This window comes from Propionispora sp. 2/2-37 (assembly GCF_001298735.1).
Classification (GTDB): domain Bacteria; phylum Bacillota; class Negativicutes; order Propionisporales; family Propionisporaceae; genus Propionispora.
In genome coordinates, this window is the sequence record NZ_CYSP01000014.1 from 66,481 (window position 1) to 93,249 (window position 26,769).

The following is a 26,769-nucleotide window of genomic DNA, read 5'->3' on the forward strand; positions in this document are numbered from 1 at the left end:
CAAATGGAAGAGCTGGCCCGCCTGACGGCGACCTATGGTTTTCCTATGGTAGTGGCCTTCTATCTTTTGGTCAGACTGGAAAAGCGCCTGACCGAACTGACCAGCGCGATCAACAAAATGTGTTATTGCGTCGAAAGGATGGAGGTCATGAAAAAATAATGCTGAAAACAGTCTATGGTCCGCCACCGGTTGATGCGGAACGGATTGAGGCGGCAGAAGCAGAGTTGGAGAGCGCTTTGGTGCGCGAGGAGGATTTAACAGCTGAGGCAATGACTGCATCTCTAAAAAGACGAACAAACGCAAACCCGGACAAGGAGGCGCGTGCTCATGACGCTTGACGTCCTGCTTACTACCATTGATGCGGTGTTGGAAGCTTTGCCGGAGGATATCGATAAAGAACATCCCGAACGGCTGAAAATTATCCGGGATATTCTCGGACTAGTGATTACCGCCCGAAAACTGCATGCCTTATAAACGACGGAAGCACGCCGAAACGGTGTGCTTCTATATTTTTAATTGCAGCAGTAGTAAAGTGAGTGATTGGTACGACAAAACCCTCCCTGAACTTGCAAAGGGAGGGTTACGCTATAAGAGGACTCAGTCCGAATAAAAATCCCGGCATAAATAATAGCCGGGAAAAATGATTACTCTCATAATCGCCTTCCCATCGCTCGTGGGTCAAACGGTGACTTTTAAATAGGCAGTTCTTCTGACTTAGGGTCATTGCTTACCTGCGCCTTCCCGGGATATCCAGTGGCATTATGCAGGTTTGCTCTCCGTCACAGCGGCGGGACCGTGTTGGTTTTACACCAAACTTCCCTATTAAGCCCGTAGGGCACCTATTTCGATCATATGCAATTGTATTTTCTAAATTGCAATCATAATAGCACTTTTGTTTATTGAATGTCAATTGTTGAAGATTTTGGCGATTATTGATTTTTAAAATGTAAATTGATGCGGCATCAGGATTTATACCGGTTGAATCAGTACTTAAGCATCAGTACTTAAGCGACGCTCAAAAAATGTAAAAACTACAAAAGAAATTGACACATCATTACAAAAAATGCTATTATGAAACGAATAATGGAGTATTAACCTTTCAGGATAATTAAATAGCGTTAAGATAGGTGCCCGCAAGGGCTTAATAGGGAAGACCGGTGTAACGCCGGCGCGGTCCCGCCACTGTAATAGGGAGCGAATCCAAAGTATGCCACTGAGACACGCGTCTTGGGAAGGTTTGGACAAGCGATGATCTAGAGCCAGGAGAACTGCCTGTCTGTCAATCACCGTTTTACCTACGAGCGATAGGGAGGGGGTTAAGTACATACATGTTGTATTGTATTTCTTCCCGGCGTTTTGCGCCGGGATTTTTTAATACAACAAGGGGTACTCTTTCTATCTCCCGCCGATGGCCGGGAGATTTTTTTATTTGTAGTAGGTATGGATGTTGTCCAGTTAAGGTGGAAGGTTTAAGAGAGGTGGTTATTGACACAAGAAGGGCGCTTACGAAAAACTGAAGTTACGTCTGTGGAAAATATGGCTTGTTGTAGCAGTATCAAGAAACAAGGGAGAGAAATAGCAGAATGAAAAAGAGTGTTTTGTTGTTGACGGTGATGGTTGCCTTAGGGACAGGAGCCACGGCTTTTGCAGCGGAAAATGATTCTTTAACTGTAAATGGCGACATCAGGTTACGGTTTGATAAACAAACGAACTATAATCAACCAGACTTTAACGCGAATAAATACCGTATCCGTTTAAATTTAGGATATAAGCTGAGCCCGGAATGGTCATTCAATACAAGGGTGGTAGCTGGTGATTCACTGTTTGGAGATGCTCCGCCTAATGTCGATGACGTGCAGATTTCCGTTGCCAGCTTAACATACAAGCAACCGGACTGGAATGCTACGATTGGTCGCCAGGTGTTTAGTATGTTTGAAGGACTTGCGGTTAGCATGGATGATGGCCACACGCCTGGCGATGCTGGTTATCCAGCGGCGGGAAACCGCCCGGATGGTGGTAACGCAAAGAATTTCCCGTCTTTACAAGGGGCTAAATTCCAAAACAAAATTGGTAAAACAAACGTGACTTCCTTTTATGGGAATTTAAACGCTCGTACTGACGATGGCGCGAATTACAATGTAAAAGGGATTGCGGCTATTGGACCGGTTGGCGCTTTCAAAGTCGGGGGAATGGTCTATACTACCGATTCTTATGTATCTGCTGCTGATGTAAGCAAGTATGGTGTGAAAAACGGCAGCAAAACGGGTTATTCCGTGACAGCCAACACGAAATTATTCAATAATTATTTATATACCGGCGTTGAGTATATCTGGGGTCTTGCCGATACGCACGATAAAGCCTATAAACTGATTGCTAAGACTCCGGAAACAAAAAAGGTCGGCGATATGCAGTATGCGGTCGAGTATCGAAATATAGAGCAAAATGCGCTGGACTATAACTCTTGCACGAATACGGCGCGTGGAATATCGACGATGCGTACCAAAAATATTAATATCGGCGACTTTACCTACTGGGCGCTTAGCGCCAAGCGCCAGTTAACTCCCGAGCTAACAGCAACGTTATTCTATGAAAAATATAATCCGCAAAACCATGGGAAAACAACCCCGTCAAGCGCACAAGTGGAAGATCAGGTCTATCGTCTGCAATTAGATTACAAATTCTAACGGGAAATTACCGGATGTAAACGTGTAATTTTTACAAGCGAAAATTTCTAGTTGATGCGTAGTTTGCGTTGTCAGTGATATTGTTTGTACGCAATGAATTCCGGCTGCAGTGGGGGTTGCCAAACGGCTGACTGTTGCAGCCGTTTGGCAATAGAAAGGAATGTGCATGAATCCACAAAATGAGAAAGACTGTTTAAAGATTGCGTTTTATGGCAAAGGCGGAATTGGCAAATCCACAGTTTCCGCCAATGTTTCCGCAGCGCTGGCGATCCAAGGCTGTAAGACTTTACATATCGGATGCGATCCGAAGGCGGATTCCGCACGCTGCCTGGTGGGGCGTAAAATTCCTACCGTGTTGCAACAATTGCAGATAAAACCAGAGGGGATTGACAGGAACGATATTGTTTTTCCGGGTTTTGGCGGTGTTGACTGCATCGAGGCGGGAGGGCCTGAGGCTGGCATTGGCTGCGCCGGTAGGGGGATCATCACCATGATGGAGGAATTGAAGTACCTGGAGCTCTGGCGGGAGGAATGGGACGCTGTTATCTATGACGTGCTGGGCGATGTTGTGTGTGGCGGCTTTTCAGTTCCGATGCGCGAACGATATGCAGATACCGTTTATATTGTGACATCAGCGGAGTTTATGTCGCTATATGCTGCCAATAACATCATGAAAGCGATTAGCAGAAGCCAGGGGGCACGGTCCGTGACGCTGGGGGGATTAATTCACAATTGCAGAAACGGTGAGTCGAAGCGGGCGGCAGTGGAACAATTTGCTCTATTGACGGGTACTCAGGTAGTAGCTGAAGTCCCGTTCAGCCGGGAAATAACCCTGGCGGAACTGGCAGGCAAGACTGTGCTGGAAAAGTATCCGGATTCAGAAGCCGCTGGTTTCTTTAAAGAACTGGCGGGGGTCATTGCTAAACATCAGGGTCAAACGCACATAAGAGCGCTGAATGATGATGAACTGGAAACATTCAGTCACTATATGCTTGATCTGGAATTGGAAAAGCATAAATAGCGGGGCCGGGAATGGGAGGAAATGAAATTGTCTTGTGCGGGTTATAAACAGGGAAGCAACAGTGTTGAAAAAATCAGTCTTTCGGCTGTGACAGATACAATACCGCTTGATAGCTTTTTTGACCGGGGCATAGCGGATGACGACTGTGGAGAGTTGGTTAATCTGGCTTTGGCTGTGCCGGGCATTGACGTAGTAGCGGCCGGTCCTGCATCCTGTTCACGGGTGCTATACTTCAGAGCTGCGAAAAAAAGCTTGCAAGAACGCTTATTTTTGCTCCCCATATCCAGCAATGATTTTACTGCCGGCAATCATCTGCAAAATTTGGAAGAATCGCTTACAGACCTGGCGGCTTCGCGCCGATCAAGAGCGATCATTGTGTATGTTACCTGTGCCGATATTCTTGCAGGCACTGATTTTGCCAGTATAACCGAACGCGTAGAATGTCAACACGGGATACCGGTGAAGGTCTTTGAGCGGGGGCCGCTTTCCCGGCGACGGACGCTGCCTAAAGAACGCCTGTGTGATATTTTTATTGATTTGTTGCAACGAGGCAATCGGAGCGGAAGCAATAACTGCATTCAATTGTTGGGAGATGCAGGGAAGCTTGCTGAAACTTCCGGACTAAGAAAAATGCTTATGCACTACTGTTCCGACGGGGAAATCAGAGAATTTGCCGCGCTGGACTCTTACGAACAATTTGAGGAAATGACAACAGGTAAACTGAACATTGCCTTAGATCGTTTTGGTTATGACATGGCAGTGGGCATACAGAAAAAATGGAACATACCTTTCGTATTTCTGCCTGCCTGCTACAATATGAAAGAGATTAAAGGCAGCTATGGGGCATTGATGGAGGCGCTACATACAACCTGGGATTTCAGCCAGGATTCGAAAGCGTATCATCAGTTGGCGGCACAAACTGCTGCAACATTAGCGGGCAAACAAATTGCGGTGGGGATTGGAGCAAGGTCTTTCGAACTCGCCTATGCTTTGATGTTGGCTGGCTTTTCTGTTTCTACCATATTTGCGGATATCGTGAATAAAAACGATAGGGCGTACATCAATGCGCTTCTTGCCATAGGAAGCCAGGCGCAGGTATATCTGATTTCAAACGTGACCGGCGAAACACAGGCGGGCGGGTTTACTGAAATCGATGTCGCCATTGGCGAAAAAGCAGCGTTTTACTGTGCGAAAGCAAAAGAAATTCTGGTGAGTGCCGACTATCGTTTCGGTTATGAGGGAATCACGGAAATTATGGAGGCGATGAGATGACAATGAAATTAACTCGCCTTCCTTCGCTGGCAAGCGACTATTCAGGCGCATGTTCGGTTCTGTATGCGATGCAGGCGCTTACCCTTTTGTACTCGCCAGGCGGATGCAGCAGCGCAATCATCGAATGCGATGAGATCAGGGATTTGCGGCAGACCTTGTTTTTCTGTTCCAAGCTGGGGGAGTTGGAAGCCGTCATGGGCGCGGCGGATGAATTCCTGCTGCAGGCACAAACTCTTTGGGCGCACAACCGCCAGACGGAATTTACCGCCATTATTGGTACGCCTGTACCGGCGTTGACCGGGATCGACATTGGGGCAGTTGCCGATGAGTTGAGCCGGCAGACAGGCTTGCCGGCTATGGCGCTCTCTACGGAGGGATTCAGGGACTACTACTCCGGTGTTCATCAGACGCTGTTGGACTTGGGGAAGCGTTTTCTGGAGAAACGGGAGAAAAAGAATAACCAGGTCAATATCATCGGGTATACGCCGCTCAGTCTTGGCAGCCCGGCGCATCTAGCTGAACTGATAGATGAACTGGAAGCGTGTGGTCTTACCATCAACGGTTCGCCGCTGGCAAAGAAGAATTTGGGCGACTTTAAGAACATGTCCGCCGCCGCGTTGAATATTGTCGTATCGCATGAAGGCGCGGGGCTGGCTCAATATATGCAGCAAGAATATGCAATTCCTTACGTTTTACATGTGCCAATAGGAATGTGGGGTATGCGGCGGTTGTTTAAAACATTGGAGGCGGTGACAGACATCTCGCTCGGCCGTACAAGCCGGAACCAATATGACCAAACTGGCAAGGCACTGTCGGCACGACGCGCCGTGGTGATCGGCGAACCGCTGTTTGCTTCTTGTATAGCCGCCTGTTTGCAAAATGATTTTGGGCTTGCCTCTGTTGAACCAGTCAGCCTGATAAAAACCGATAGGCGTATGAAAAGTGTCTATCAAGAAGAATCGCTTTCCAGTGTCCGCTTTTTTACATGCGAGCATTCACTGGCTCAGTGGCTAGGGGAAGGGCAGCCGGATATAGTTATTGGGGACCCTTTGTATCAAACACTGGTACGCCAAAAGAATATCCAGTATGTGCCGCTGCCGCATGTCGGCTTGAGCGGTTCAATGCACGCTGATTTGAATTATGAGTTCATTGGTAAGAAAGGCTATGATTATTTAGCAGGATTTATCGGGTCATGACATTCAAGTAACATAACGGAGGGGATTTTTATGCTGGAGCATCGTAAAAAATGGTTGCAAGGGGTAGCACTGCTGTTGGCTGTGTTCTTTATGTTAAGTCTCGCAGGCTGTCAATCCGGGGGGAGCGGAAAGAAACCGCCAACCGGACAAACGTCTGAAACAAAAATTGTCACCGACTTAGTGGGAAACCAAGTGAAACTCAAGGCTAATGTGGAAAAAATCGCCGTTGTGCCTGTTCCTTGGGCTACGATTGTTTATGCGGTAGATGGGACGGGTAAAAAAATCGCTGGCATGCATCCGTCGGCGATGAAGGCCTATCAGAGTAACATATTGAAGGCTATGGCACCGGAAATGGCTAACGCGAATTCGACGTTTGTAGACAACAATTTCAACGTGAATTATGAAGAAGTCGCCAAGCTGAAGCCGGATGTGGTCGTTATCTGGGATTATCAGCCGGAGATTGGCAAAAAGCTGGCAGAACTCGGCATTCCGTCTGTAGCGATCAAATATGGCACGCTTGAGGATGTACAGAAAGGCATCAAGCTGGTCGGGGAAATCATTAATCAGCAAGAGCGGGCCAATGCGCTGATTCAGTATCATCAGGATACAAACGGCTATCTCAAGTCCAAGGAGAGCGCACTGGCGGGCAAGAACAAGCCTAAAGTGTTATATTTACGGGATGAGCAACTGCAAGTCGCGGTAGGCGACTCGGTGAACCGAATCATGATTGAAACGGCAGGCGGTACAAATGTCGCTAATGAGGGTAGCGGCCAATGGTCAAAAATAACCATGGAGCAGGTTATGGCGTCGAACCCAGATGTCATTGTTATCAGTAATTTCTCCAATGTGTTGCCGGAAGATTTGTACACGAATAAGTTTCCCGGGCAGGATTGGAGTAAAATTGACGCCGTAAAAAATAAACGAGTGTATAAAGCGCCGATGGGAATTTATCGCTGGGATGCACCCTGCGTGGAAACGCCTTTAATGATAAAGTGGCTCGGCAAAGTTCTTCAGCCGGCAGTTTTCAACGATTACGACATGAGGGCTGATCTGAAAAGCTTTTACCAGACATTCTTCAACTATAAGCTCAGTGATGCGGAACTTGATCAAATCCTAAACAGTAAGCAGAACCCTGGCCTGAAAATCTAACACTAAAGAGTGTGATTGATGAATAAATAAGGTCAGTTGTTGTTTTGATTGGAGGAGCGAGGGAAGCGAAGCATGATGTGTAAACAACAGAATTTGAAGTTTGTGTGGATGGCTGTATTGGCTGTGCTGCTGATTGCCTTTTTCGTATCTCTTTTTGGGGGCCGTTATGTAATTCCTCCCCATGAGGTCGGCAGCATACTGCTTGATGGAATGCGCGGTGAAGAAGGGGACGGCATGGCGTTTTCCGTTGTCTGGAATCTCCGGCTGCCACGGACCTTGTTGAATAGTTTTGTCGGTGCGGGACTGGCTGTTGCCGGAGCAGCGTTCCAGGGGATTTTTAGAAATCCCCTGGTCAGCCCTGATGTGCTGGGCGTCAGTTCGGGAGCGGCCTTTGGGGCGGCGTTCGGTATCTTGCTCTCAGGAATGAATCATCTTGCTACAGCTATGGCGCTCTTTTTTGGCATTGTGAGTGTTTTTATGACCTATACGCTTTCCAAGCTGCGCGGCGAATCGTCTACGTTGTCCCTGGTGCTGTCCGGCATGATCATTTCTGCGGTATTCAGCGCACTCATCTCTTTGATTAAATACGTCGCCGATCCCTATGACAAGCTGCCAGCTATTACGTATTGGCTGATGGGCAGCTTTGCCAGCGCCTCGTACAGCAATTTACAATTGGTCGGGGTTCCCATTTTACTGGGGACGATTGCGCTGCTCATGCTGAGGTGGCGTATCAACATTCTGTCATTGGGGGATGAAGATGCCTATTCTTTGGGAGTTAATCCAGTAAAGACCCGGCTGGTTATTATTGTCATGGCGACGCTGATTACCGCCGCCTGTGTGACCGTTACGGGTGTGATCGGCTGGGTCGGTTTGGTCATACCGCATATCTGCCGTATGCTGAGCGGAGTGGATCATAAAAATCTGCTGCCTGTTTCCTGTGTTGTCGGGGCAGCGTTTATGATTCTTGTTGATCTGATGGCCCGGACGGTAACTGCGGCGGAAATCCCCATTGGCATATTGACAGCCCTGGTCGGTGCGCCGTTTTTTGCCTTACTATTTAAGCAAGCGAAAGGTGATTGGCAATGATACTGGAAGTGAAGCACGGCTATTTCGGATATACAAAAGACAGTGACATACTGCGGGATATCTCTTTTGCTCTTGGCGAACAAGAGATTATGACCATACTCGGACCCAATGGTATTGGCAAAACGACGATGTTAAAGTGTATGACAGGGATATTGCAATGGACCCAGGGGCAGACGCTGATCAACGGAATCCCTATGGGAACTTCGCGGGAAGCACAAAAACATTATCCTATCGGGTATGTGCCGCAGGCCCACAGTCTTTCTTTTCCCTATACCGTCAGAGAAGTAGTAACCATGGGCCGCGCACGTCATATTGGCGTTTGCTCCGTGCCCTCCCGGCATGACAAGGAAACGGTGGATAAGGCAATGGACCAGGTAGGTATAGGCTCTATTCAGGATAAGCCATGCACACAATTAAGCGGCGGGCAATTGCAACTGGTCTTTATTGCGAGGGCTCTAGCCGGTGAGCCAAAGGTGCTGGTGCTTGATGAACCCGAGTCTCATCTTGACTTTAAAAACCAGTTTATGATACTGCATCTTATTAAGACGCTGGTAAAGGAACGTGGTATATCCTGCATTATGAATACCCATTATCCGGAACATGCGTTGCGTCTGTCGGATACGACGCTGCTGCTTGGCAAAAATTCGTATCTGTTCGGAAGAACGCAGGAGATTATTACCGAACAGCGGGTTAAAGAATATTTTGATATCGAGGCTAAAATTTTGTCGGTTCCCTATCATGATGAGAGTATCAAAGCTTTTGTTGTGCTAGAAAGCTTTGATCGTGCAGAAGAAGCATACAGTAGTTCTTAACAATTTTTGCTCGCGATTGTATTTCGCGGGCTTTGCTTTTTTGTGGAGACTGATTTAGGTGCAAGGAAAATATGTCGTGCAAAGCCCGCTCCGCATCCCTGCGGGCGGCGCTGCAGACGCTGACGCGTCTTCCGCCTGCCGTCCTCGGGCTGCTCCGCTCAGTGCCAACCAAAACGCAAAAAGACGGATACCGCTCTATGTCCGGCCGTCCGCTCCTTGCGGCGTTCCGCTGACGCTGCACTCTCCTCATCCGCTCCCGTCCGGACACCGCTGTCGCTTAGAGCCGTATCCTGCCGGGTGGCCATTCATTAGTCTGGGCAGGGGCAGACCGTAGCACTCCCTGACGCTCGCACTCGGACTGCCAGGGGAACGAAGTACGTCGGCTGGCCCCGCACGCTGCGCGGGGCCTCGGCAAGCCACTCCGGCCGGACCGCCCGCAAAACCACCGGCCGACCCAGCCGGGCGCCCTGCCGACCGCCGGGAACGAAAACAAAGCCCGGAGAACGGGGGCAACCAAACCGCTCCACCGGGCCACCTGCCGCCACTCGCCTGGCCGGGTGGTAGCAGTCCGTTCGTTCCCTGCCGCGGCCGCGCCCGTCCCGCCCCGTGGACACCAAAAGCGCGTGTCCACTCTCCGTCCTCCCTTCCCCCCAAGCCCCCCATCCCACCTGATTGGCGTTGCCGGTAAGCGGTGGGCCGCAATTGAAATTCGGGGGGAAGGGAGGACTACGGGCGCCCTAACGGGAAGGACTACCCCCCAAACCCCCCGCTGAGGAGCGGCCAAACAAATTGGGGGGTACGCGGCCGCGGCAGGGCCCTTCACTAGCTGGGAGGCAATCAGACGGCGGCACCAGACGGCCCGGTTCCGCTCTAAAGGACCCACCCCCTTAATCCTCCCTCCCGAGCGAATAAACGGGAGGGGGAAGTCGCAGCCCGGTGTCTACAGCCTATAAGACGGCTTACCATGAGCAGCCACGAACCCCCTGTGGCCGCACATCGTAAGCCAGTTTTGTTTGTATTAAGCTGCTGGGCAGTGGGAGCGCACCGGCCACGGCGGCCCAACCCATGCCGCCGCATCCCGTGCAAACGGGCCTGCCGTCAGCAAGGGAGCCGCGAACTGCGCGGCGGGAAATAAAAGGCCGCCTTTGAAACCGCGGGGACAGATACTGACTATTAGACTACTGTAAGATATAAACACACAAAGCATCAGCATTCTTGTCAATACCCAAAAGTGGTGATAAAATTTAATATAGTGAAACATAAAATGGTTTTACATAACTTGATTAGATAAAGTGGGGTCTTACGCATTTTTGATAAATAGTGCACAGTGAAGATGTTCGCTCATTTATGAATGTGGCCTTGATAATTGTTTTGGAAACCAATAGCCTCTCGGTTAGTATCACCGGGAGGTTTTTTACTAGCATTAGTAATTAGGAAGGAATGGAATCATGAGTAAACAAAAACTGGAGCTAACCTGGGTTGGTAAAGAGGAACAGCCACGACTGGAACCTCGCATTTTGCTGGAAGACCCGGAAAAATCCTATCATGCAAAGTTTCGGATAAGTGATAACGATATTTTTGATAACCGGCTGATTTTTGGAGACAACCTTTTGGCGCTGAAAGCTCTGGAACAGGAGTATACGGGTAAAGTGAAATGTGTGTTTATTGACCCACCCTATAACACGGGAAGTGCCTTTGAGCATTACGACGACGGGGTCGAGCACTCACTCTGGCTAAGTATGATGAAAAATAGGCTTCAATTGTTACATACTTTATTGGCAAAAGATGGGTCAATTTGGATTACTGTTGATGATAATGAAGCCCATTATTTAAAAGTGTTATGTGATGAAATCTTTGGCCGTCAAAACTTCGTAGCAAATTGTATTTGGCAAAAGGTGTATAGTGAAAGAATGGATGCTAGCGGATTTAGTACAAGTCACGATCATATATTGGTTTATAGAAAATCAGACGCTTTTCAAGTGAAACAGGTACCCAAAGAACAAAATCAGCAACAATTTAACTTTTTTGATTCATTTGCTAATAAATATTATCGGCGCCGATCTTTACGTAAAGAAGGATCCGAGTCATTACGAACTGATCGGCCCTCCATGTGGTTCCCAATTGAGGCCCCGGATGGCTCACAAGTCTGGCCTATAAAGCCTGATGGGACTGAAGGACGTTGGCGTTGGAAAAGAGAGAATGTAGAAGAAAAGAAGAATGAACTAGAATTTATTGATAGAGACGGACGTTGGGAAATTTACGTAAAACAGTATTTAGAAGAGAACCCAACACGCCCTCCTGGTACGATATGGATGCAAGATGAAGTGGGTCACAATCATGAAGCTAAGTTGGAGGTAAAAGTATTTAATAGCGATTCAGTTTTTGGTACTCCAAAACCTGAAAGACTTATTAAACGTGTATTGGAGCTGTGTACCGAGGAACGTGACCTCGTATTGGACTCCTTTGCCGGCTCCGGTACCACCGGCGCAGTTGCCCATAAAATGGGCCGACGCTGGATCATGATTGAACTGGGAGAACATTGCCACACCCATATCATACCGCGCCTGCAAAAAGTGATTGACGGCGCCGATCAAGGCGGCATATCAAAGACTGTCAACTGGCAAGGCGGCGGGGGATTCCGTTATTATAAACTGGCTCCCAGCCTGTTGCAAAAGGACAAGTACGGTAATTGGATCATTAGCAAGGAATATAATGCCGAGATGCTGGCAGAGGCGATGTGCAAGCACGAAGGCTTTACGTACGCTCCTAATGAGACAGTATTCTGGAAACAAGGGCAGTCGACAGAACATGATTTTATTTATACGACCACCGTTCCGGTCACGGCGGCGTTGTTGGAAACAATCGCTGATCAAATGGGCGGCCGGGAAACATTACTGATTTGCTGCACCGCGTTTCTGTGCCGGGAAGAAGACTATCCCCAGATTACGTTGAAACGGATTCCTGCTGCGGTACTGGCCCGCTGTGAATTTGGCCGCGATGATTACAGTTTGCAGGTCAGTCAGCTGGAATACCAGGCAGAAACCGGTCAGACTGAATTGTGGGGTGGAGAAGATGAATGAGAAGTTAGTTCGATCCATTAGTGCCCGTATGAGTCTTAGAACACCGCAGGCAGATTCATTAGGCATATTGGCAGATGTTGCGGATACAGTAACATTGAATAAGACGACGGACGTAATGGCGGCACTGGAGCAGATCAAAGCGCTTTACCCTCATGTTGAAGAGTTTGAGCGGGAGTTTCCTTCACTTTGTTTCGCCCTGGCTACCGGGGTTGGCAAAACCCGTCTGATGGGGGCCTTTATTGCTTATTTGCATTTGGCCAAGGGTATGAATAATTTTTTTGTACTGGCCCCGAATTTAACCATTTACAATAAATTGATTACCGATTTCACACCGAATACCCCCAAATACGTGTTTCAAGGCATTGGGGAGTTTGTCCATCAATATCCGAACATTATTACAGGTGATAACTACAATCAAGGGCAGCATCTGCAAAGCGGCGCATTATTTGAAGGCATCAACGTAAATATTTTTAACATATCCAAGATCAATTCGGAAGTCCGGGGCGGCAAAACGCCACGCATCAAGCGGCTTTCGGAATACATCGGTCAGAGCTACTTCGATTATTTGGTATCTTTGCCTGATTTGACCTTGATTATGGATGAATCTCATCGTTACCGGGCGACAGCCGGTGTGCGGGTGCTTAACGAGCTTAAGCCGGTACTGGGACTGGAACTTACCGCCACACCCCAAGTGGAAGCGGGAGCAAAGTCGGTGCCCTTTAAAAATGTTATCTACAGCTATCCTTTATACCAGGCTATGCAGGACGGATTTGTCAAAGAACCGGCTGTTGCGACACGGGAAAACTTTAATGCCGATAATTACACCGAGGGGCAGTTGGAACGGCTCAAACTGGAAGACGGCATTCTGGTGCATGAAGAGACTAAAGTAGAACTGGAAGTGTACGCCCGCGAGCATCATTTGCCGATTATCAAGCCCTTTGTACTTATTGTTGCGGTTGATACCGAACATGCTAATGCCTTGCTGGCAACGATGGAAGATGCCGCCTTTTTTGGCGGCAAGTATAAGGGTAAGGTGATTACAGTCCATTCCAATCAGCGCGGGGAGGAAAAAGACGAAACGATTGAGCAGCTCATGAGCGTGGAAAAGGCAGACAATCCGGTGGAGATTGTTATTCATGTCAACATGCTGAAAGAGGGCTGGGATGTCACTAATTTGTATACCATTATTCCCCTGCGGGCGGCCAATTCCCGGACTTTGGTGGAACAGTCCATCGGGCGGGGGTTGCGTTTGCCTTATGGCAAGCGCACAGGCGTGGAGGCAGTAGACCGCTTGACAATTATTGCTCACGATCATTTCCAGGCGATTATTGATGAGGCCCGTGATCCGAATTCAATTATCCGTCGGGGCGTATTGATCGGCCGGGATGTGGCCCGCGCAGCGAAGCAGGTGGTTACGGCCCAGCCGGTGATCTTACAAACCCTTGCCGGTACCGCGGGCAACGAAGCAAACAGTGCCGGCACTACCCGTCTGGTTGCAACACCACTGTTTCAGCCGGAGGAAACGCAAACGGCCCGGGTTGTGTACGATATTGTCCGGGAATTGGAACATTTGCCTTCATCCAGACAACTGGCCAAGGAAGAGGTTCGTCAATATATTGTAACAAGAGCGACGGACATAACCCATGCGTCACCACAGGGTACATTAATTGATGATCCCAATGCATTGACAATGGAGAAAGAGCAGTTGGAAAGTGTCGTGGAGCGAGTGGTACAAGCGGTCATAGAGAAAACCATCGACATTCCGCGTATTGTCGTTCAGCCCAAGGGAGAAGTAACCTGGGGATATGAAGATTTTGAACTTGAAGTCAGCGGCATTCAATTGCAGCCGGTGTCGGAAGAATTGTTAGTCCAGCATTTACGTACCGATCAGCGCTTGCGTATTCATCTGGGCTCAGGTGTTACAGCCGTTCAAAGATTGGAAGATTATTTAGTATTTGCCCTAATGGAGTATCCTGATATATCTTACGATGACCACGCGGATTTGTTGTACAAGCTATCCGGAGAGGTGGTGCGGCATTTACAGTCGTATTTGTCTACTCCGGAAGATGTGGCCAATGTCCTGCAATATAACCAACAGCGACTGGCGGAACTCATTCACATCCAGATGAAGCAGCACTATTATGAACGGGCTACCGAATATGAGGTGCGAATAATCAAAGGGTTTACTACGCTAAAGAGCAATACCTATGCTGCCAGCGAAGCCGTACGGGATTTTCGCCAGCCGCCGGCAGATTTGCGAAACATGAGCAGTCTGGTGTTTGGTGGTTTCCTGAAATGTTTGTACCCGCAGCAGAAATTTGATTCCGATGCCGAACGGCGCTTCGCCGTCATTTGTGAAAATGATCCATCAGTCAGGAAATGGTTCAAGCCCGCTAAAGGGCAATTGCAAATTCACTATCGCAGTGACCAATCCTATGAGCCGGATTTCGTTGTCGAAACAGAAGCTGAAAAAATCTTAGCGGAAACCAAGGCGGCCAATGAAGTAGCGTCGCAGGATGTGCAGGACAAAGCTGCTGCCGCTATACAGTGGTGTAAACATGCCACTGCCCATGAATTGGCGGTGGGTGGAAAACCGTGGCGGTATGTTCTTGTACCGCATACTAGTGTGCAGGAGAATATGACGATGCAAGGGTTAGCGGCAACGTTTACGGTGAAGTAACATGTATTTGACTGGGGGTGAGACTTAATGACGCTTGATGAGATACATAACCTTATTAAAAATGGCGAGTCTGAAGTTTTAGAGTTAAAAAAATCTACCGGCCAGCTCACCAGGGCCGCTGAATCGTTATGTGCATTCTTGAACGGTCATGGAGGCAAGGTCATTATCGGTGTGACGCCCGAAGGAAAGATGGTTGGACAAAATATAACGGACAAAACTCTTCAGGATATTGCTAATACCATCCGTAATATAGAGCCAACAACTCATATTGCAATGACTCAGGTGGCACTAGAAAATTCTGCTCTGGAAATATTAGTTTTAGAAGCCATACCAGTGCCGGAAGCACGTCCCTACATTTTTGACGGCCGGCCTTATTACCGTACGGGAACAACTACTGCTGTTATGCCGCAAGATATGTATCAGCAGCTATTATTGAACCGGGCTCATAGCCAAAGTCGCTGGGAAAATGCAGCGGCTGCCGGCGTTGATTTAACTGATCTGGATCGGGAAGAAATCCTTAAAACTGTTCGGACGGGAATCGCTGCTGGCCGGCTTCCGGAAAGTACGGGCATTGATCCTGCCGATATTTTGGATCGGCTAGGCCTACGTTCAAACGGTACGATTATCAATGCCGCCGTTGTATTGTTTGGCAAAGTTTTTCTGCCCAATTATACACAATGCCAGATTCGATTGGCCCGGTTTAAAGGGACGAATAAAACCGAGTTTCTGGATAACAAGCAGCTTTATGGGCATGCGTTTAGTCTTTTGGATGAAGCGATGTTTTTTATTCAACGGCATTTACCTGTTGCCGGTAAGATTACACCGGGTGTAATTGAGCGGATTGATGAACCGATCTTCCCGCCACTGGCGTTACGCGAGGCATTGGTAAATGCCTTTTGCCACCGGGATTATGCTAACCCTGGCGGAGCAGTCAGTGTGGCCATATTTGATGATCGGCTGGAAATCTGGAGCGAAGGAGTATTGCCTTTTGGGCTAAAGGTTGAAGATTTAAAGCGTGACCATCCTTCCCGTCCACGAAATCCACTCATTGCGGATGTGTTTTTCCGTCGTGGATTGGTGGAACGATGGGGCAGAGGCACGCAGACGATTGTTGAACTTTGTGTGAAGGCAGGGCATCCAGAACCTGAGTTTATCGAGCAAGCCGGGTCGGTAGGAGTGAGATTTCTTCCCCGAGCGTATGTTGCGCCGCACCGTATTGGCCATGATTTGACGACACGGCAGCGAGAAATTTTGCAGATATTGGCGGAAGAGTCATTGCCATTACGGAAAATTATGGCGAGAATGACGAAGCCGCCCGCTGAGACTACGGTGCGTGATGATTTATATCATCTAAAAAAATTGGGAATGGTCGTGCTAGAAGGTTATGGACGCGGTGCAAAATGGTTTCTTATGCGTGAAGAAAATAATGAGCCGGAATAAGCCGAAAAATAAGCCGGAATAAGCCGGGAAATAAGCTGGCAGTGTGCAAATAAAAATTACGTTGAATTTAGATTTATATGGAGTTTCAGCAATGACATTGGTGCTCCTATAATTATCAAATGCCCTGCCTGACCCAAGAAAGTTTTGTCAACCAATATAACTATATCGACGGTTCCGCTTTAGGAACCTACCCTGCCCCCCTCCCGAAGAACAAACGGGAGGGGAAGTCGCCACTACAATGCCGAGCGGCTAATAAGACGGCTTACCATGAGCAGCCACAAACTCCCTGTGGCCGCACATCGTAAGCCTGTTTTATTTGCAACAGTCTGCCTGGCAGGGGAGCGCACCAGCCACGGCGGCCAAACCCGCGCCGCCGCGTCCCGTGCGGACGGGCCTGCCGGCAGCAAGGAAGCCGCGAACTGCGCGGCTTTAACAATATTGATATGGAAGAAAAATGCAGGATTATGGCGATGCGATGCGGAACGTATCAATAAAAACAACGCGAGGAGAAAATTTTTCTCATGGGTCAAGTTCAAATCTATTTTGAAAAATGCAATCGGTTCGAGCCGTTTTATATCCGGCCGCTTAGCGGCATCGTCGGCCTGTATTTCATCGCGCTCACGTCCGGCGACATCATGTACCCGTTTAATCGGTCGCGCTTGCTTTATATCGGCATGAGCGAAAAAAAGACCAACAGCATAGGCAGCCGCTTGCAAGGGCATTACGACGGACAATCCGGCAACGCCGGGCTGTTCAATTATCGCTCCGCGCAGCCGCTAGAGTTTACCTTTATTAATTTTGAAATGGTGAAGTCCATGTGGCCGCATAGGATTGAAGACCTGGAAAGCTATTTTATTTTGGACTTTGTCGCCAAATTTGGGGTTTACCCCATTTGCAACAATAAAACCGGCTTTGAAATCCAACAAAAAGAGGTTGACGTTGAGTTTCAAATCGACTGGAAACATTTTGGAGGAGGATGAGCAAATGAGTGACAGCCCATTGAGCGGAGACGCGATTGTCGATGCGTTCTTCGCGGAATTGCAGGACATGGAAGGCGTGGACAAGGCATTGGCGGAGAAGCTGTCGTCTTTGCATCGAGACAAAAAGTTCACACAGAAGGAAGTGGCTGCTTCGCTGCAGTCGCTACGGGAGGAGGCGCTGAAAAATGGTTAAGATTGAAGCCATGACCATCGCCGGCCTTCGCGGGGTGAAAGAGCCGATGACGTTGCAGTTCGGCGGCAAGTCAGCCATCGTCTACGGCGACAACGGCTCGGGCAAAAGCAGCCTCGCCGACGCGCTGGAGTGGTACTACTCCGATAAAATCGAGCGGCTAAGCTGTCAGGAGATCGGGAACAACGGCATTGACGCCTTGCGCAATGTGCGCATAGACAAGAACGAAAGGGCGTTTATGACGCTGGCCATGACCGATAAGTCCTTAAATGCGGAAAAGGAAATCATTTATAAGAGAGACAAACTGTCGGCGAAATTTAGCAACGCCGCTGCGGAGTTTCAAGAATACATCAAAGCTTCACAAGGGGAAAACTTTATTGTCCGGCACGACAAGCTGACGAAGTTCGTATTGGATACGAAAACCGATAAATTAAAGTCGCTGTCTGAAATTATCGGCTTTTCTTCCGTTACAGCGGTGCGCGACACGCTGAAAAAGGCGGTCAACGAATTAGGCCGGGAAGTGAAAAACAAGGGATATGAAAACCAGATCGCCCAGTTTCAACGCAGCCTGATGGAGTACCTAGGGCGCAACGTTCCCGACGATGAAAAGTTCATTGAAGCCGTTCGCGAGCAGTTGGCCCCTTTTGGCTTAGGGGAGGCGGTCAAGAGCGTCGGCGACGCGCCGGCCGCGCTGGCGTCGCTGCAAGCGTCCGGCGACGAAAAGGCCATTGCCGCGTTGGCGGCGTTGGAGAAGATTAAAGGCGTCGCGGCGGGAATGGATGGGAAGATCGACTTGCTGGCCGCCGATTACCAGTCCTACGCTTCGCAATTTGCGCAATTACTCGCCGACACGGGCAGCATTGCCAAGCTTGCGCTTTTGGATTTGCTGAAAGCCGGAGCTGGTGTACTTACGGGCGGCTCATACGCCGAGCCTAAATGCCCGTTGTGCCTGCAAGACAAAAATCTTAACGATTTGCAGAACGAATTGCAAGGCCGCATAGCCAGCCTGTCCGAACTGCAGGGCAAACTGTCGAAGCTGGAAGCGGGCCGAGCTAAGGCGAAGCAGTCGGCGGCAAGCTTGCGGCAAACGGTGGCCGCGCTGTTGAGCGACGTGGTTTTCAAAGGCGAAGAAAAGGTTTTCAGCGAGTTGAAAAAGCGATTGGAAGACTGGGCGGCGGGGATTACTCCCTTCGAAGTCGAAGCCGGCAAGGCTGTAATTGACGGCGCAGCTCCCGACGCTTCGCTTGCATTAGATAAAAAAGCGTTGGTGGAAATATCTAGACAGTGCGACGAACGCATCCAGGCGATTAGAGCGGCGGAGGCGGGAAACGCCAGAACCGCCGCGCATACCAATCTTTCCATGGCTGTCAAGGCGTACGAACAGCTTACAGCCATGAAAAAAGAGCGCGACGTCATTGTCGAGCAACAGGCCGCGCTAAGCAAGATTTACGACGCGTTCGTCCAACGCCAGAAGGAAGGTCTGGAGGCTTTCCTCGCCGGCTTTTCGAACGCTATCGACGAATATTATGAATATATGAATCCGGGAGAGCCCATAAAGGACTTGCGCATTGTGCCGATGACCGATGACGACGAATTGAAGGGCCTAGCCATTGAATATCAATTTAACGGCCAAGTGCTTGGCGCGCCGCTGCGCTGTTTCAGCGAATCGCATCTGAACTGCTTCGGGCTGGCGTTTTTTCTCGCCTCGGTCCGGGCGTTCAACCCGCGCAACGGCTTCATTGTGTTGGATGACGTTATTTCGAGCTTTGACAGCAATCATCGGACGCGCTTCGCCAACTTGTTGATCGACAAGTTGAAAGATTATCAAATCATCGCTTTGACCCATGAAAAACAATGGTTCGAGTATTTTTCCAAAGCGGTCAAGGGAAATCCGCATTGGGCGGTTAAAAATATTTATTGGGACGATAACAAGGGTACGTACGCCGACGAGGCTCACGAGGACAAGCGCGCGAAGATCGAGACGCTGCTGGCCGCGGGCAAGCTGGAGGGGCTGGGCAACGAAATGCGCGTGTACCTGGAACAGTTTCTTAAAGAAATCGCCGAGCGGCTGGAAGTTCCGGTAAAATTTATGTTCAACGACAGAAACGAGGATAGGATGGCACCGGAATTATTAGCCGCCTTGAAAGCTCGGGTCGATAAAAAAAGCAAAGTCGACTTCGCGGCGGCTCACGGCGACTTGTTCAACAGCTTGCAGCGTTCCAACTTTATTGGCAACAAAGGTTCGCACGACAGCTCCTACGTTCCGACAAGAGGCGATTTGAACGGGCTATGGGACGAGATTAAAAGTTTGGAAAACGCGCTGTATTGCAGCGGCTGCAAGCAGTCGATAGCGACGAGATATGCATCGGAGACGGAGAAAAAATATCTTGCCGCTGCGGGACTCTGTCTTACGCGTGGAAGTAAGCGCGTCGATCAGCTGCGCGCTTTATTGCGAACATGCAAAGTCCGCCTAAGAAAATGTATTTTCGTTTAAGCCTAGCGGCTTGCAATTCATTTGAAATGAGCTATAATTAAGATTAGGTGGAAATTAAAAGTCGCCGTGACCTGAAAGTGTTGGAGCACTTCCGAGGCACGCGCAGGTGGTATCAGCACCTACACGTAACAGTCAAGCTGTCCACGACGACATTTCTATTATACAATGCCGCCCGCTTGAACACAAGCGAGGCACTGCGTGTAACAGTGATGCCGACAGGAGAGGAGCAGGCTGTGCGACTTCATGCAGCAGGAGACTAAGCCTATTCCTAATACACTCAACGGAAGGGCAAGCATTCGTTTACATATTTTATTGACCGCTTTTCTGTTGGAGGCTAGGTATATCCTGGCTTGTTAGTATTGGGATTTAGCATACAATGAAGCAAAGCGCATGTGTAGGGTATAAACCTCGCATGCGCTTTTAATTTCCCCCTATAAAAAAGCTGTCCGGCAAGTGCTTGGCTATGACCGAGGGCCTGGCTGCAGCTTGTGATAGGGGGTATATAATTGTCCAGTGAAAGGGAAACCTCACGTATTTTGACAGTCTATTATACATACCTCAATGGTAAAGACCGGCGTCCGCTTATCCGGTTACAAGGAAAATGGCTCCAGGACCTTGGCTTTCAGAGCGGTGATAAAGTTGTGATCGAAGAGCACAGCGGGGCTTTGCTCATAAAAGCTGTAACCGATGATATAACCGTAAAAGTAAAAGGCGAGGTCTAGCCACTGAAACGCCCCGCCGCCGGTCTTCTGATTGTATCACACCGGTCAAGGCTGCGCCTGCTCCGCTTTCGCTGCGCCCCTCCGGGTGACACAGTGTGCCGCGTCAGAATCTTAGCACAATAGGAAGTTTACTCCCGCGCTCTTTTGGAGAGTGACGGCGGCGGGGAGCCGCTGCCGATGAGCGGGAGGTGTGGGGTATGTGGGACTTTCTGGTGAGACGGTGGCGGGTGGAAGCTGCACTGTGGGTGTGCTACTGGAACGCGATAGGCCGGGATGACCGGCCGAGCATCCGGTACTGTGCCGATCATAGCCTGCTGCTGTCGGTCTTCTGGCTGATGGCGCTGGTCGGCGGGTTGATGGCTTTGGGTACGGTTGTACAGTTCTTGCAGGGAGGCTGCCGGTGATGCCGGCGGCTTTTTTTGCCAATAGAATAACATAATTTAATGTATTTATAGTTTGCACCTAGAAGCCCAAAGGATAATTGTTGGTTAATATTGAAAATTAAATTTATATGTCGAATACAATAGAAAATATCAATAAATCAAGTCTTTTAGCATCTTGAGAAATTAACTTGAGAAATTAACTTATTGGAGGAAATAATGAACGAGGATTATCATGATTTTTTGGACATGCTTGCTTCAATGACCCCAAGCCGAGAAATTTCTCACACCATACAAGATCGGCCAAGTATCAAAAAGAAGCTTAGGCCATTTCATCCAATTAAAGCAGCAGCATTAATTTCAGGTTTGTTAACTTTACCGGCGTTGCAGGCAAATACTCTTCGCCTTGAAATGTTAATTCATCTTATTCTATCACATTCCTTGGGAAAGAAAGAACCGATGGCACAGCACCTTCACTTATGGTTGAATAAGGAATTAGGTGCGACTTCTTTCGTTCATTTAGAAGATCCGGTGGAGGATGTGTTTATATCTAATGTGATTACTGACATCGGTAACATCCGAATTTTTGAAGGAATTTGGGAAAGTAGTGACTTTTATCTTCAAAGGATGTTGAACATAATTAAAACACTACCGGATGGTCCGAGCACACGGCAATTGAAACGTGAGGTATACGGAATCTTAATGCTTAGTGAAGAAATTGCCGAGCGACGCCATCTTAACCGCTTTTTGCCAGGAGGAGGTAATGACAAAGCCGCTGTCAGAATCCCTTCTGATAAGGAATTGAAAGCGCTTAGTAAAACTATCGTATTTACATTAGAGGATTTGCAACGTCTTGAAATCTTGCCTGCAGATATTGAGCCTTTTATTTTTGATTTGCAACATACAAATAAATTGAAGGAGCAGTCCTTAGAGGAGAGTGATCTTCAGCAGCACCCAATAGTAAAGGATTGTGATAAGTGGTTTATTCTATTACCTAATAGCATAAGCTTTGCTGTGCGGACGCATATTTTAAATTGGATGATACAGCATGGTTGTCAAGAGAGTTTTGATAAACACCTTGTTATGGAATATCAAGAATTTTTGCAGGAGAATCCTATTATGGGAGCGTCCTTTCCTCGGCAGAGTATTCCAGTACAAGATGTCCAGGATAAATATTTGATGACTCTTACCAGAGAATTTGATACAGGCCGTTATATACAGGTCATTGTAATAATTGATCGCATTTCCGGGTATCAGCAACATGGCCTTTTGTCATTTGAATCTGAAATCATGGATGAATATAATGACCAAATTAATATACATATCAAAGATGCTCGTTCCTATTTCCGAAAGCAAGAAGGTTTTAAGCAAGGTTTAACATTGGTGGTTGGGTGTGGCTATGGGCGTCCGAATGGATTTCGAGCAGTACAAGAAACGCCGGATTGGTTGGTTGAATTCATATCCGCGCCAGACTTTCAAACGCTTGCGTGGACATCTGAAACTTCGCCTTTATTTTTATGGAAACTAATTAATCAGGTAAGGCACCTAAAAAAACAAGGTGTGTCAATTGCTAACGCTAACGGTTTATTGAACCTTTATGGTTGGTGGGTAGATACAAACTATTTAATGATACCGGCAGACGTTGAGTTTGGTGATAAACCAATTCATATGATGATTCCCACCGATTCTCTTGCTGAGATCCGGAGAAAAATTCGTCAAGGTTGGGATTTGCATGTTTTACCATTACCTAATGGCAAGTTGGTTCGAGTGCGGAGAAAAGATATTGATAGTTATTTTCCCGATGATGTCAATCAACCTCTTTATGCTTGTATAGATGCCGTACGCCAAGGGCAGTTATTGGGAGCATGGGTCGGTAAACAATCTATTTGGTGGGTTTCAACTGAGAGTGGAGAAACAGGACTATCGCGTGATATGGTTTTCAAAGTCTGGGATGCTGTCCACAACTGGCTCGGACGAGCCGTCCCCGTTTTTGAACGTCGCTTACATAAGGTTGCCAATAAAGTAGTACAAGTTATTTTGAATTTCGATGATGTGAAGCAAGAATATACAAACGTTTTTACAAAACAAGTGCTTCCTTCGCGCAATGCAATTTTGATAGAACAATCAGAAGATACTATACGTATTAATTTCCAAGATTCATTTTTTGCAAACTTTCACAATCCCCAAAATATTGCTGAGCGTATGCTTATGCGAGCCGTTGCAAACGGAGCGCTTCAGCTTACAGGTGAAATACCCTGCGAGGAGTTATTAGATATATTTGAAAACGAAATAGTTCCTAACGATGACGCTCGATATTTTCATATGTTTGAGGCAATTCGTTTTCGTGATAACATTAATTACTATGACCGGTCAAGTAAGCTATTTATTGATGGTGCAGATGAAGCAATGAGCAAATTAGGCTTAGGTTGGTTAGTGCAGGATCGGAGTAAAGGAGAAAGATTTAGTACAGCAGAAGAAAGTACTCGTTTTTTGAATAAAGTTATAGAGAAACTTTGGGAACGGATGCAAGCAAATCTTCATACTTTAAATCGTGTACAGTTCATTGAACAAGCACTTCGATATATAGAAGGTGTTGAAAATCAAAGATTACTGTGGCAACGTACCATTAGAGCGGTGATCGCATTGCGCGATAACCCGGAATCTACCAAGGCAGTAGCGGTTGAACAGCTTGCACGTTGTAACGCCTCAACGATAGCTTTGCGGTTACTGGTAGAAATGGCCATTTCAGAATGTCCTTTAGATGGTGGAGAACATGTTGGTATACTTGATCTGACGCCTCTGATGAGTGACATGCTTTTTATATTCAATTTTGGCGGGCTATCAGATGCCATTATAAAAGGGGTAATGAAGCCGGAAATTAAAATCGCACCTAATGGGGATATTTTGTCCCATACCGGTTTTCGCGATGAAGTGGTTGATCCATTTGGTCAAGAGTTTGAGTCGGTACGACTCGATCATGAGAATGCTCGATATGAGAAACATTTTGAATCTTCTCAGCCACTACCTACTGTACAAGGAGTATTTCCTGCTGATTTTTTAACCGCATTCAAGGCTGAATTTGGTTTATCAATTGATTCAATGCGCGGGACACGGGATGCGTTAGAAAACTTAGCAATTGAAAAAGAACGTTGTGTTTTTATCGCATATAAGGATGAACTTCTTGCTTATTGCGGCAATAGTGAATTTACAACTCAAGAAGACACTCAGATATTTTTGGAACGTTTTTCGCTTTGGCCCCGTGAAGCTTGGGATAAAGCACCGAAAGGTTTTACCAATAGGGATTGGTATCCTTGGCTATTTGGGCGAGCATTGTCTTTAGTTGCGCGACCTGTCATTCAATTGGAAAATAGCGATAATCCCCGATACGTCATCTCGCCTGGTTTGATATCAGATGGAACTACACATACAATTTCCCAATACTATGAGGCTGAAATTGCTACCTCTAAATGTAAATCATTAGCAATGAAACGTTGGATAGATGATGAGAAGGCTCGACAGAGTCACGCATTTGTTACCGAAGTTGCGGATGTTATGAAAGGGGCAGGCTATGAAATTCGTATTGAAATACAAGTAACTGAATTGCTGAACGAAAAGACTCCTGATAGAGATTATGGTGATGTTGATGTCCTTGCGTGGAAACCAGGACAAGATGACATTTTAGCTATCGAATGCAAGGATCTAAAGCTTACTAAAACCCCAAATGAAATTGCAGAGCAGATGAATCATTTTAGCGGCCAGATATTACCGAGCGGGAAGAGGGATGAATTGAGAAAACATTTGGATCGTTGTGCATTTTTAAATGAAAAGGCTCAACGGGTTGCCAAAACTCTCGGGATAGGTGATCGCAATATTCATATTCGAAATATTGTTTGTTTCAGTAAACCGAACCCAACGAAGTATATGGCAAGTCGATTCCCGGATGTCACGTTTCTAACAATAGAAGAGTTATCTCGGTCAGTAAAATAGGGAAGCTTTAAAATCAGATTTAGAAAGAGGTGCGCTAGTATCCACACTCTATTTTAAGTTAAGGGATACTTTCAAGCTTTTTTCTAAAGACTTGCAAATAAGTTAGAACAATGTCTCAGGGGAAAGTAGTCAATCTAATCTATAGGTCTTTTCAAGTTCAGTTAAAAAGAGAAAGGAAAACTTATTTGAAAATATTGGAGTGAATTCTAAAATATGAAAAATAAGCCTCTATTGTCCCTGAATGATATGGAAAAGGAGATTTTAATTTTAAAAGCTTCTTTAGATATTATTGATTCGATTGTGAACTATAACGTCTTAGATATTCATCATTATGAGTATGGTTCAGTTGTGAGCTTTAAAACAAGCATTCATCAAGAATATTTTAGTATTTATCTTGTTGATTTTTTATCGGCCCCAGCAAGCGACTTTGGGCTGAAAAGAGGAAGCTATATTTCATTATTAAAAGACGTTTGTTCATCACCAGTGTTTGACAAAGATAATTCAATAGCCTATCTTATAAAACCCGTTACGGAATTCTGCAATTGGCTTGAAACTGAGGTTACGATAAAGCAATTGTGGTTTCCATCAATTCATCTAAATATTGACTTAAAGGTTACATATTCAGATTTCTTGTACATAGGCGGAAATATCTCAAAACATAATTTTACTCGTCTCTCAGCTTGTGCAACAAAGATGCAAAGAATTTTCAAAGATAATAATGTGCACAAAGAAACAATGGAATGCCTTTTAGCTTTGGAAGATTACCAAAACTGGTTTCATGGAGATGGAAATATACTGGGGTATCTTAGTAGTTCAATTGCAGAATTTCTAAACAACATTAGGTGGGGAATTCATCGTTATTTACAAACAGAGTTTTCTCGCTCATATACTATCGGCAAAGAGAACACATACAGCTATGAATACCCAAGTACGATTTCTAATCCAACGATTAAATTTTACTATTGGGATTTAATGAATAGCATAAGAAGTACCCCTTATATTCCAGAGTTTGAAGTTTCGAGACACTTTAGAAATCATCCATTGCTCGCCCAATAAAAGAGCTATATTGTAAAGAAGCTATACACGATTAAATGCGAATATGATGATTAATACTTCATTTCCAGAGAATGACGAATCCGACTTTTAAATAAATCTATAAAAAAACCACCACAGCAAGGTGGTGGTAAATGGCAGACCTTCCAGAATGTTTTTTGTCGGAAGACACTTGCAAAGTTGCCCGGATTGCGTTATACTAACTAAGCGTCCGGTGAGCGGCTCCCAAAACGGAGCAGGAAGCGTAAGCTCACTAGTACCCAGCCGTTACCGTACTACAACAACCGTACAACAACGCGGCGAAAAAGTTCTGTGACGGTCTGTGATGAAAATCCAGTATTATCAAGCATTCATGACATTTTGAAAACGAAAAATGATGGCGAAATTTGACTACGAATCAAAAGGTCGGGGGTTCGAATCCCTCCGGGGTCGCCATAGATATTTCAAGGGTTTTACGAGGTTTTCGTAAAGCTCTTTTTTTCGTTTTCATAGCAGTTTTACAACAACCGTACAACAACGCGGCGGAAGCTGCATTTTCTAAAC

At 47.0% G+C, this 26,769-nt stretch carries 22 protein-coding genes, 1 tRNA gene and 2 riboswitches; of the genes, 22 read left to right on the forward strand and 1 reads right to left on the reverse strand.

The genetic code is table 11. The features are described from left to right. The first annotated feature begins 3 nt into the window (after positions 1 to 3). From P22_RS20130 to P22_RS15110, 14 genes are all read left to right on the forward strand, one after another. On the forward strand, positions 4 to 159 hold the full coding sequence (locus P22_RS20130) for a YvrJ family protein (protein WP_072169811.1): 156 nt from the start codon (positions 4 to 6) through the stop codon (positions 157 to 159). Next, a complete protein-coding gene (locus P22_RS15055; RefSeq protein WP_054261064.1) occupies positions 159 to 338 on the forward strand; it encodes a hypothetical protein in 180 nt (59 codons plus the stop codon). Before P22_RS20130 ends, P22_RS15055 begins: the two co-directional genes overlap by 1 nt. Beyond that, positions 328 to 474, forward strand: a complete 147-nt coding sequence (locus tag P22_RS20650) for a hypothetical protein (protein ID WP_156318993.1) — start codon at positions 328 to 330, stop codon at positions 472 to 474. The genes P22_RS15055 and P22_RS20650 overlap by 11 nt, the downstream gene beginning before the upstream one ends. Positions 475 to 681: 207 nt before the next feature. Then, a riboswitch (cobalamin riboswitch) is annotated at positions 682 to 858 on the reverse strand. Positions 859 to 1,108: 250 nt separating this feature from the next. Beyond that, positions 1,109 to 1,291: riboswitch (cobalamin riboswitch) on the forward strand. Between the two features lie 292 nt (positions 1,292 to 1,583). Further along, entirely contained in the window at positions 1,584 to 2,684 is a 1,101-nt protein-coding gene (locus P22_RS15060; protein WP_054261065.1) for a hypothetical protein, read from the forward strand. 166 nt (positions 2,685 to 2,850) lie between these two features. Further along, a complete protein-coding gene (locus P22_RS15065) occupies positions 2,851 to 3,705 on the forward strand; it encodes a nitrogenase iron protein NifH (RefSeq protein ID WP_054261066.1) in 855 nt (284 codons plus the stop codon). Positions 3,706 to 3,726: 21 nt separating this feature from the next. Beyond that, positions 3,727 to 4,977, forward strand: a complete 1,251-nt coding sequence (locus P22_RS15070; RefSeq protein ID WP_082378516.1) for a nitrogenase component 1 — start codon at positions 3,727 to 3,729, stop codon at positions 4,975 to 4,977. Then, on the forward strand, positions 4,974 to 6,173 hold the full coding sequence (locus tag P22_RS15075) for a nitrogenase component 1 (RefSeq protein WP_054261068.1): 1,200 nt from the start codon (positions 4,974 to 4,976) through the stop codon (positions 6,171 to 6,173). The genes P22_RS15070 and P22_RS15075 overlap by 4 nt, the downstream gene beginning before the upstream one ends. Before the next feature lie 30 nt (positions 6,174 to 6,203). Then, positions 6,204 to 7,322 (forward strand): ABC transporter substrate-binding protein, encoded by a 1,119-nt coding sequence (locus P22_RS15080; RefSeq protein ID WP_069972833.1) that lies wholly within the window; start codon positions 6,204 to 6,206, stop codon positions 7,320 to 7,322. 72 nt (positions 7,323 to 7,394) lie between these two features. After that, positions 7,395 to 8,408 (forward strand): FecCD family ABC transporter permease, encoded by a 1,014-nt coding sequence (locus P22_RS15085; RefSeq protein WP_156318994.1) that lies wholly within the window; start codon positions 7,395 to 7,397, stop codon positions 8,406 to 8,408. Continuing rightward, the gene (locus P22_RS15090) at positions 8,405 to 9,220 is read left to right on the forward strand and encodes an ABC transporter ATP-binding protein (protein ID WP_054261070.1); all 816 of its coding nucleotides are present in this window, start codon (positions 8,405 to 8,407) and stop codon (positions 9,218 to 9,220) included. Before P22_RS15085 ends, P22_RS15090 begins: the two co-directional genes overlap by 4 nt. A 58-nt stretch (positions 9,221 to 9,278) precedes the next feature. Then, positions 9,279 to 9,554, forward strand: a complete 276-nt coding sequence (locus tag P22_RS21035; protein ID WP_216598091.1) for a hypothetical protein — start codon at positions 9,279 to 9,281, stop codon at positions 9,552 to 9,554. A 1,114-nt stretch (positions 9,555 to 10,668) separates the two neighbouring features. After that, positions 10,669 to 12,300, forward strand: a complete 1,632-nt coding sequence (locus P22_RS15100) for a site-specific DNA-methyltransferase (RefSeq protein ID WP_054261072.1) — start codon at positions 10,669 to 10,671, stop codon at positions 12,298 to 12,300. Next, on the forward strand, positions 12,293 to 14,980 hold the full coding sequence (locus P22_RS15105; RefSeq protein ID WP_054261073.1) for a DEAD/DEAH box helicase family protein: 2,688 nt from the start codon (positions 12,293 to 12,295) through the stop codon (positions 14,978 to 14,980). Before P22_RS15100 ends, P22_RS15105 begins: the two co-directional genes overlap by 8 nt. Before the next feature lie 27 nt (positions 14,981 to 15,007). Next, entirely contained in the window at positions 15,008 to 16,420 is a 1,413-nt protein-coding gene (locus P22_RS15110; RefSeq protein WP_054261074.1) for an ATP-binding protein, read from the forward strand. 233 nt (positions 16,421 to 16,653) lie between these two features. Here the strand turns inward: P22_RS15110 and P22_RS20660 are convergent, their stop codons facing one another. Then, positions 16,654 to 16,911, reverse strand: a complete 258-nt coding sequence (locus P22_RS20660; protein ID WP_156318996.1) for a hypothetical protein — start codon at positions 16,909 to 16,911, stop codon at positions 16,654 to 16,656. A gap of 30 nt (positions 16,912 to 16,941) precedes the next feature. On the opposite strand from P22_RS20660, the gene P22_RS15115 reads away from it, so the two are divergent. From P22_RS15115 to P22_RS20665, 8 genes are all read left to right on the forward strand, one after another. Further along, positions 16,942 to 17,400 (forward strand): GIY-YIG nuclease family protein, encoded by a 459-nt coding sequence (locus P22_RS15115; protein WP_054261075.1) that lies wholly within the window; start codon positions 16,942 to 16,944, stop codon positions 17,398 to 17,400. 4 nt (positions 17,401 to 17,404) lie between these two features. Then, the gene (locus P22_RS15120; protein WP_054261076.1) at positions 17,405 to 17,593 is read left to right on the forward strand and encodes a hypothetical protein; all 189 of its coding nucleotides are present in this window, start codon (positions 17,405 to 17,407) and stop codon (positions 17,591 to 17,593) included. Beyond that, entirely contained in the window at positions 17,586 to 20,084 is a 2,499-nt protein-coding gene (locus tag P22_RS15125) for an AAA family ATPase (protein ID WP_054261077.1), read from the forward strand. The genes P22_RS15120 and P22_RS15125 overlap by 8 nt, the downstream gene beginning before the upstream one ends. 506 nt (positions 20,085 to 20,590) lie before the next feature. Further along, entirely contained in the window at positions 20,591 to 20,806 is a 216-nt protein-coding gene (locus P22_RS15130) for a SymE family type I addiction module toxin (protein WP_054261078.1), read from the forward strand. Positions 20,807 to 21,003: 197 nt separating this feature from the next. After that, positions 21,004 to 21,210 carry a hypothetical protein gene (locus tag P22_RS15135; protein WP_054261079.1) on the forward strand — a complete coding sequence of 69 codons (207 nt, stop codon included), beginning with the start codon at positions 21,004 to 21,006 and terminating at the stop codon, positions 21,208 to 21,210. Positions 21,211 to 21,405: 195 nt separating this feature from the next. Then, positions 21,406 to 25,173, forward strand: a complete 3,768-nt coding sequence (locus tag P22_RS15140; RefSeq protein WP_054261080.1) for a hypothetical protein — start codon at positions 21,406 to 21,408, stop codon at positions 25,171 to 25,173. Between the two features lie 213 nt (positions 25,174 to 25,386). After that, a complete protein-coding gene (locus P22_RS15145) occupies positions 25,387 to 26,229 on the forward strand; it encodes a hypothetical protein (protein ID WP_054261081.1) in 843 nt (280 codons plus the stop codon). 351 nt (positions 26,230 to 26,580) lie between these two features. Further along, positions 26,581 to 26,661: transfer RNA gene (locus P22_RS20665), tRNA-Ser, on the forward strand. Positions 26,662 to 26,769 lie beyond the last annotated feature (108 nt).

Bases quoted from the DNA above. Each gene is read 5' to 3' on its own strand.
- P22_RS20130 (WP_072169811.1), top strand. From the start codon at position 4: ATGGAAGAGCTGGCCCGCCTGACGGCGACCTATGGTTTTCCTATGGTA.
- P22_RS15055 (WP_054261064.1), top strand. From the start codon at position 159: ATGCTGAAAACAGTCTATGGTCCGCCACCGGTTGATGCGGAACGGATT.
- P22_RS20650 (WP_156318993.1), top strand. From the start codon at position 328: ATGACGCTTGACGTCCTGCTTACTACCATTGATGCGGTGTTGGAAGCT.
- P22_RS15060 (WP_054261065.1), top strand. From the start codon at position 1,584: ATGAAAAAGAGTGTTTTGTTGTTGACGGTGATGGTTGCCTTAGGGACA.
- P22_RS15065 (WP_054261066.1), top strand. From the start codon at position 2,851: ATGAATCCACAAAATGAGAAAGACTGTTTAAAGATTGCGTTTTATGGC.
- P22_RS15070 (WP_082378516.1), top strand. From the start codon at position 3,727: ATGAAATTGTCTTGTGCGGGTTATAAACAGGGAAGCAACAGTGTTGAA.
- P22_RS15075 (WP_054261068.1), top strand. From the start codon at position 4,974: ATGACAATGAAATTAACTCGCCTTCCTTCGCTGGCAAGCGACTATTCA.
- P22_RS15080 (WP_069972833.1), top strand. From the start codon at position 6,204: ATGCTGGAGCATCGTAAAAAATGGTTGCAAGGGGTAGCACTGCTGTTG.
- P22_RS15085 (WP_156318994.1), top strand. From the start codon at position 7,395: ATGATGTGTAAACAACAGAATTTGAAGTTTGTGTGGATGGCTGTATTG.
- P22_RS15090 (WP_054261070.1), top strand. From the start codon at position 8,405: ATGATACTGGAAGTGAAGCACGGCTATTTCGGATATACAAAAGACAGT.
- P22_RS15100 (WP_054261072.1), top strand. From the start codon at position 10,669: ATGAGTAAACAAAAACTGGAGCTAACCTGGGTTGGTAAAGAGGAACAG.
- P22_RS15105 (WP_054261073.1), top strand. From the start codon at position 12,293: ATGAATGAGAAGTTAGTTCGATCCATTAGTGCCCGTATGAGTCTTAGA.
- P22_RS15110 (WP_054261074.1), top strand. From the start codon at position 15,008: ATGACGCTTGATGAGATACATAACCTTATTAAAAATGGCGAGTCTGAA.
- P22_RS15115 (WP_054261075.1), top strand. From the start codon at position 16,942: ATGGGTCAAGTTCAAATCTATTTTGAAAAATGCAATCGGTTCGAGCCG.
- P22_RS15120 (WP_054261076.1), top strand. From the start codon at position 17,405: ATGAGTGACAGCCCATTGAGCGGAGACGCGATTGTCGATGCGTTCTTC.
- P22_RS15125 (WP_054261077.1), top strand. From the start codon at position 17,586: ATGGTTAAGATTGAAGCCATGACCATCGCCGGCCTTCGCGGGGTGAAA.
- P22_RS15135 (WP_054261079.1), top strand. From the start codon at position 21,004: ATGTGGGACTTTCTGGTGAGACGGTGGCGGGTGGAAGCTGCACTGTGG.
- P22_RS15140 (WP_054261080.1), top strand. From the start codon at position 21,406: ATGAACGAGGATTATCATGATTTTTTGGACATGCTTGCTTCAATGACC.
- P22_RS15145 (WP_054261081.1), top strand. From the start codon at position 25,387: ATGAAAAATAAGCCTCTATTGTCCCTGAATGATATGGAAAAGGAGATT.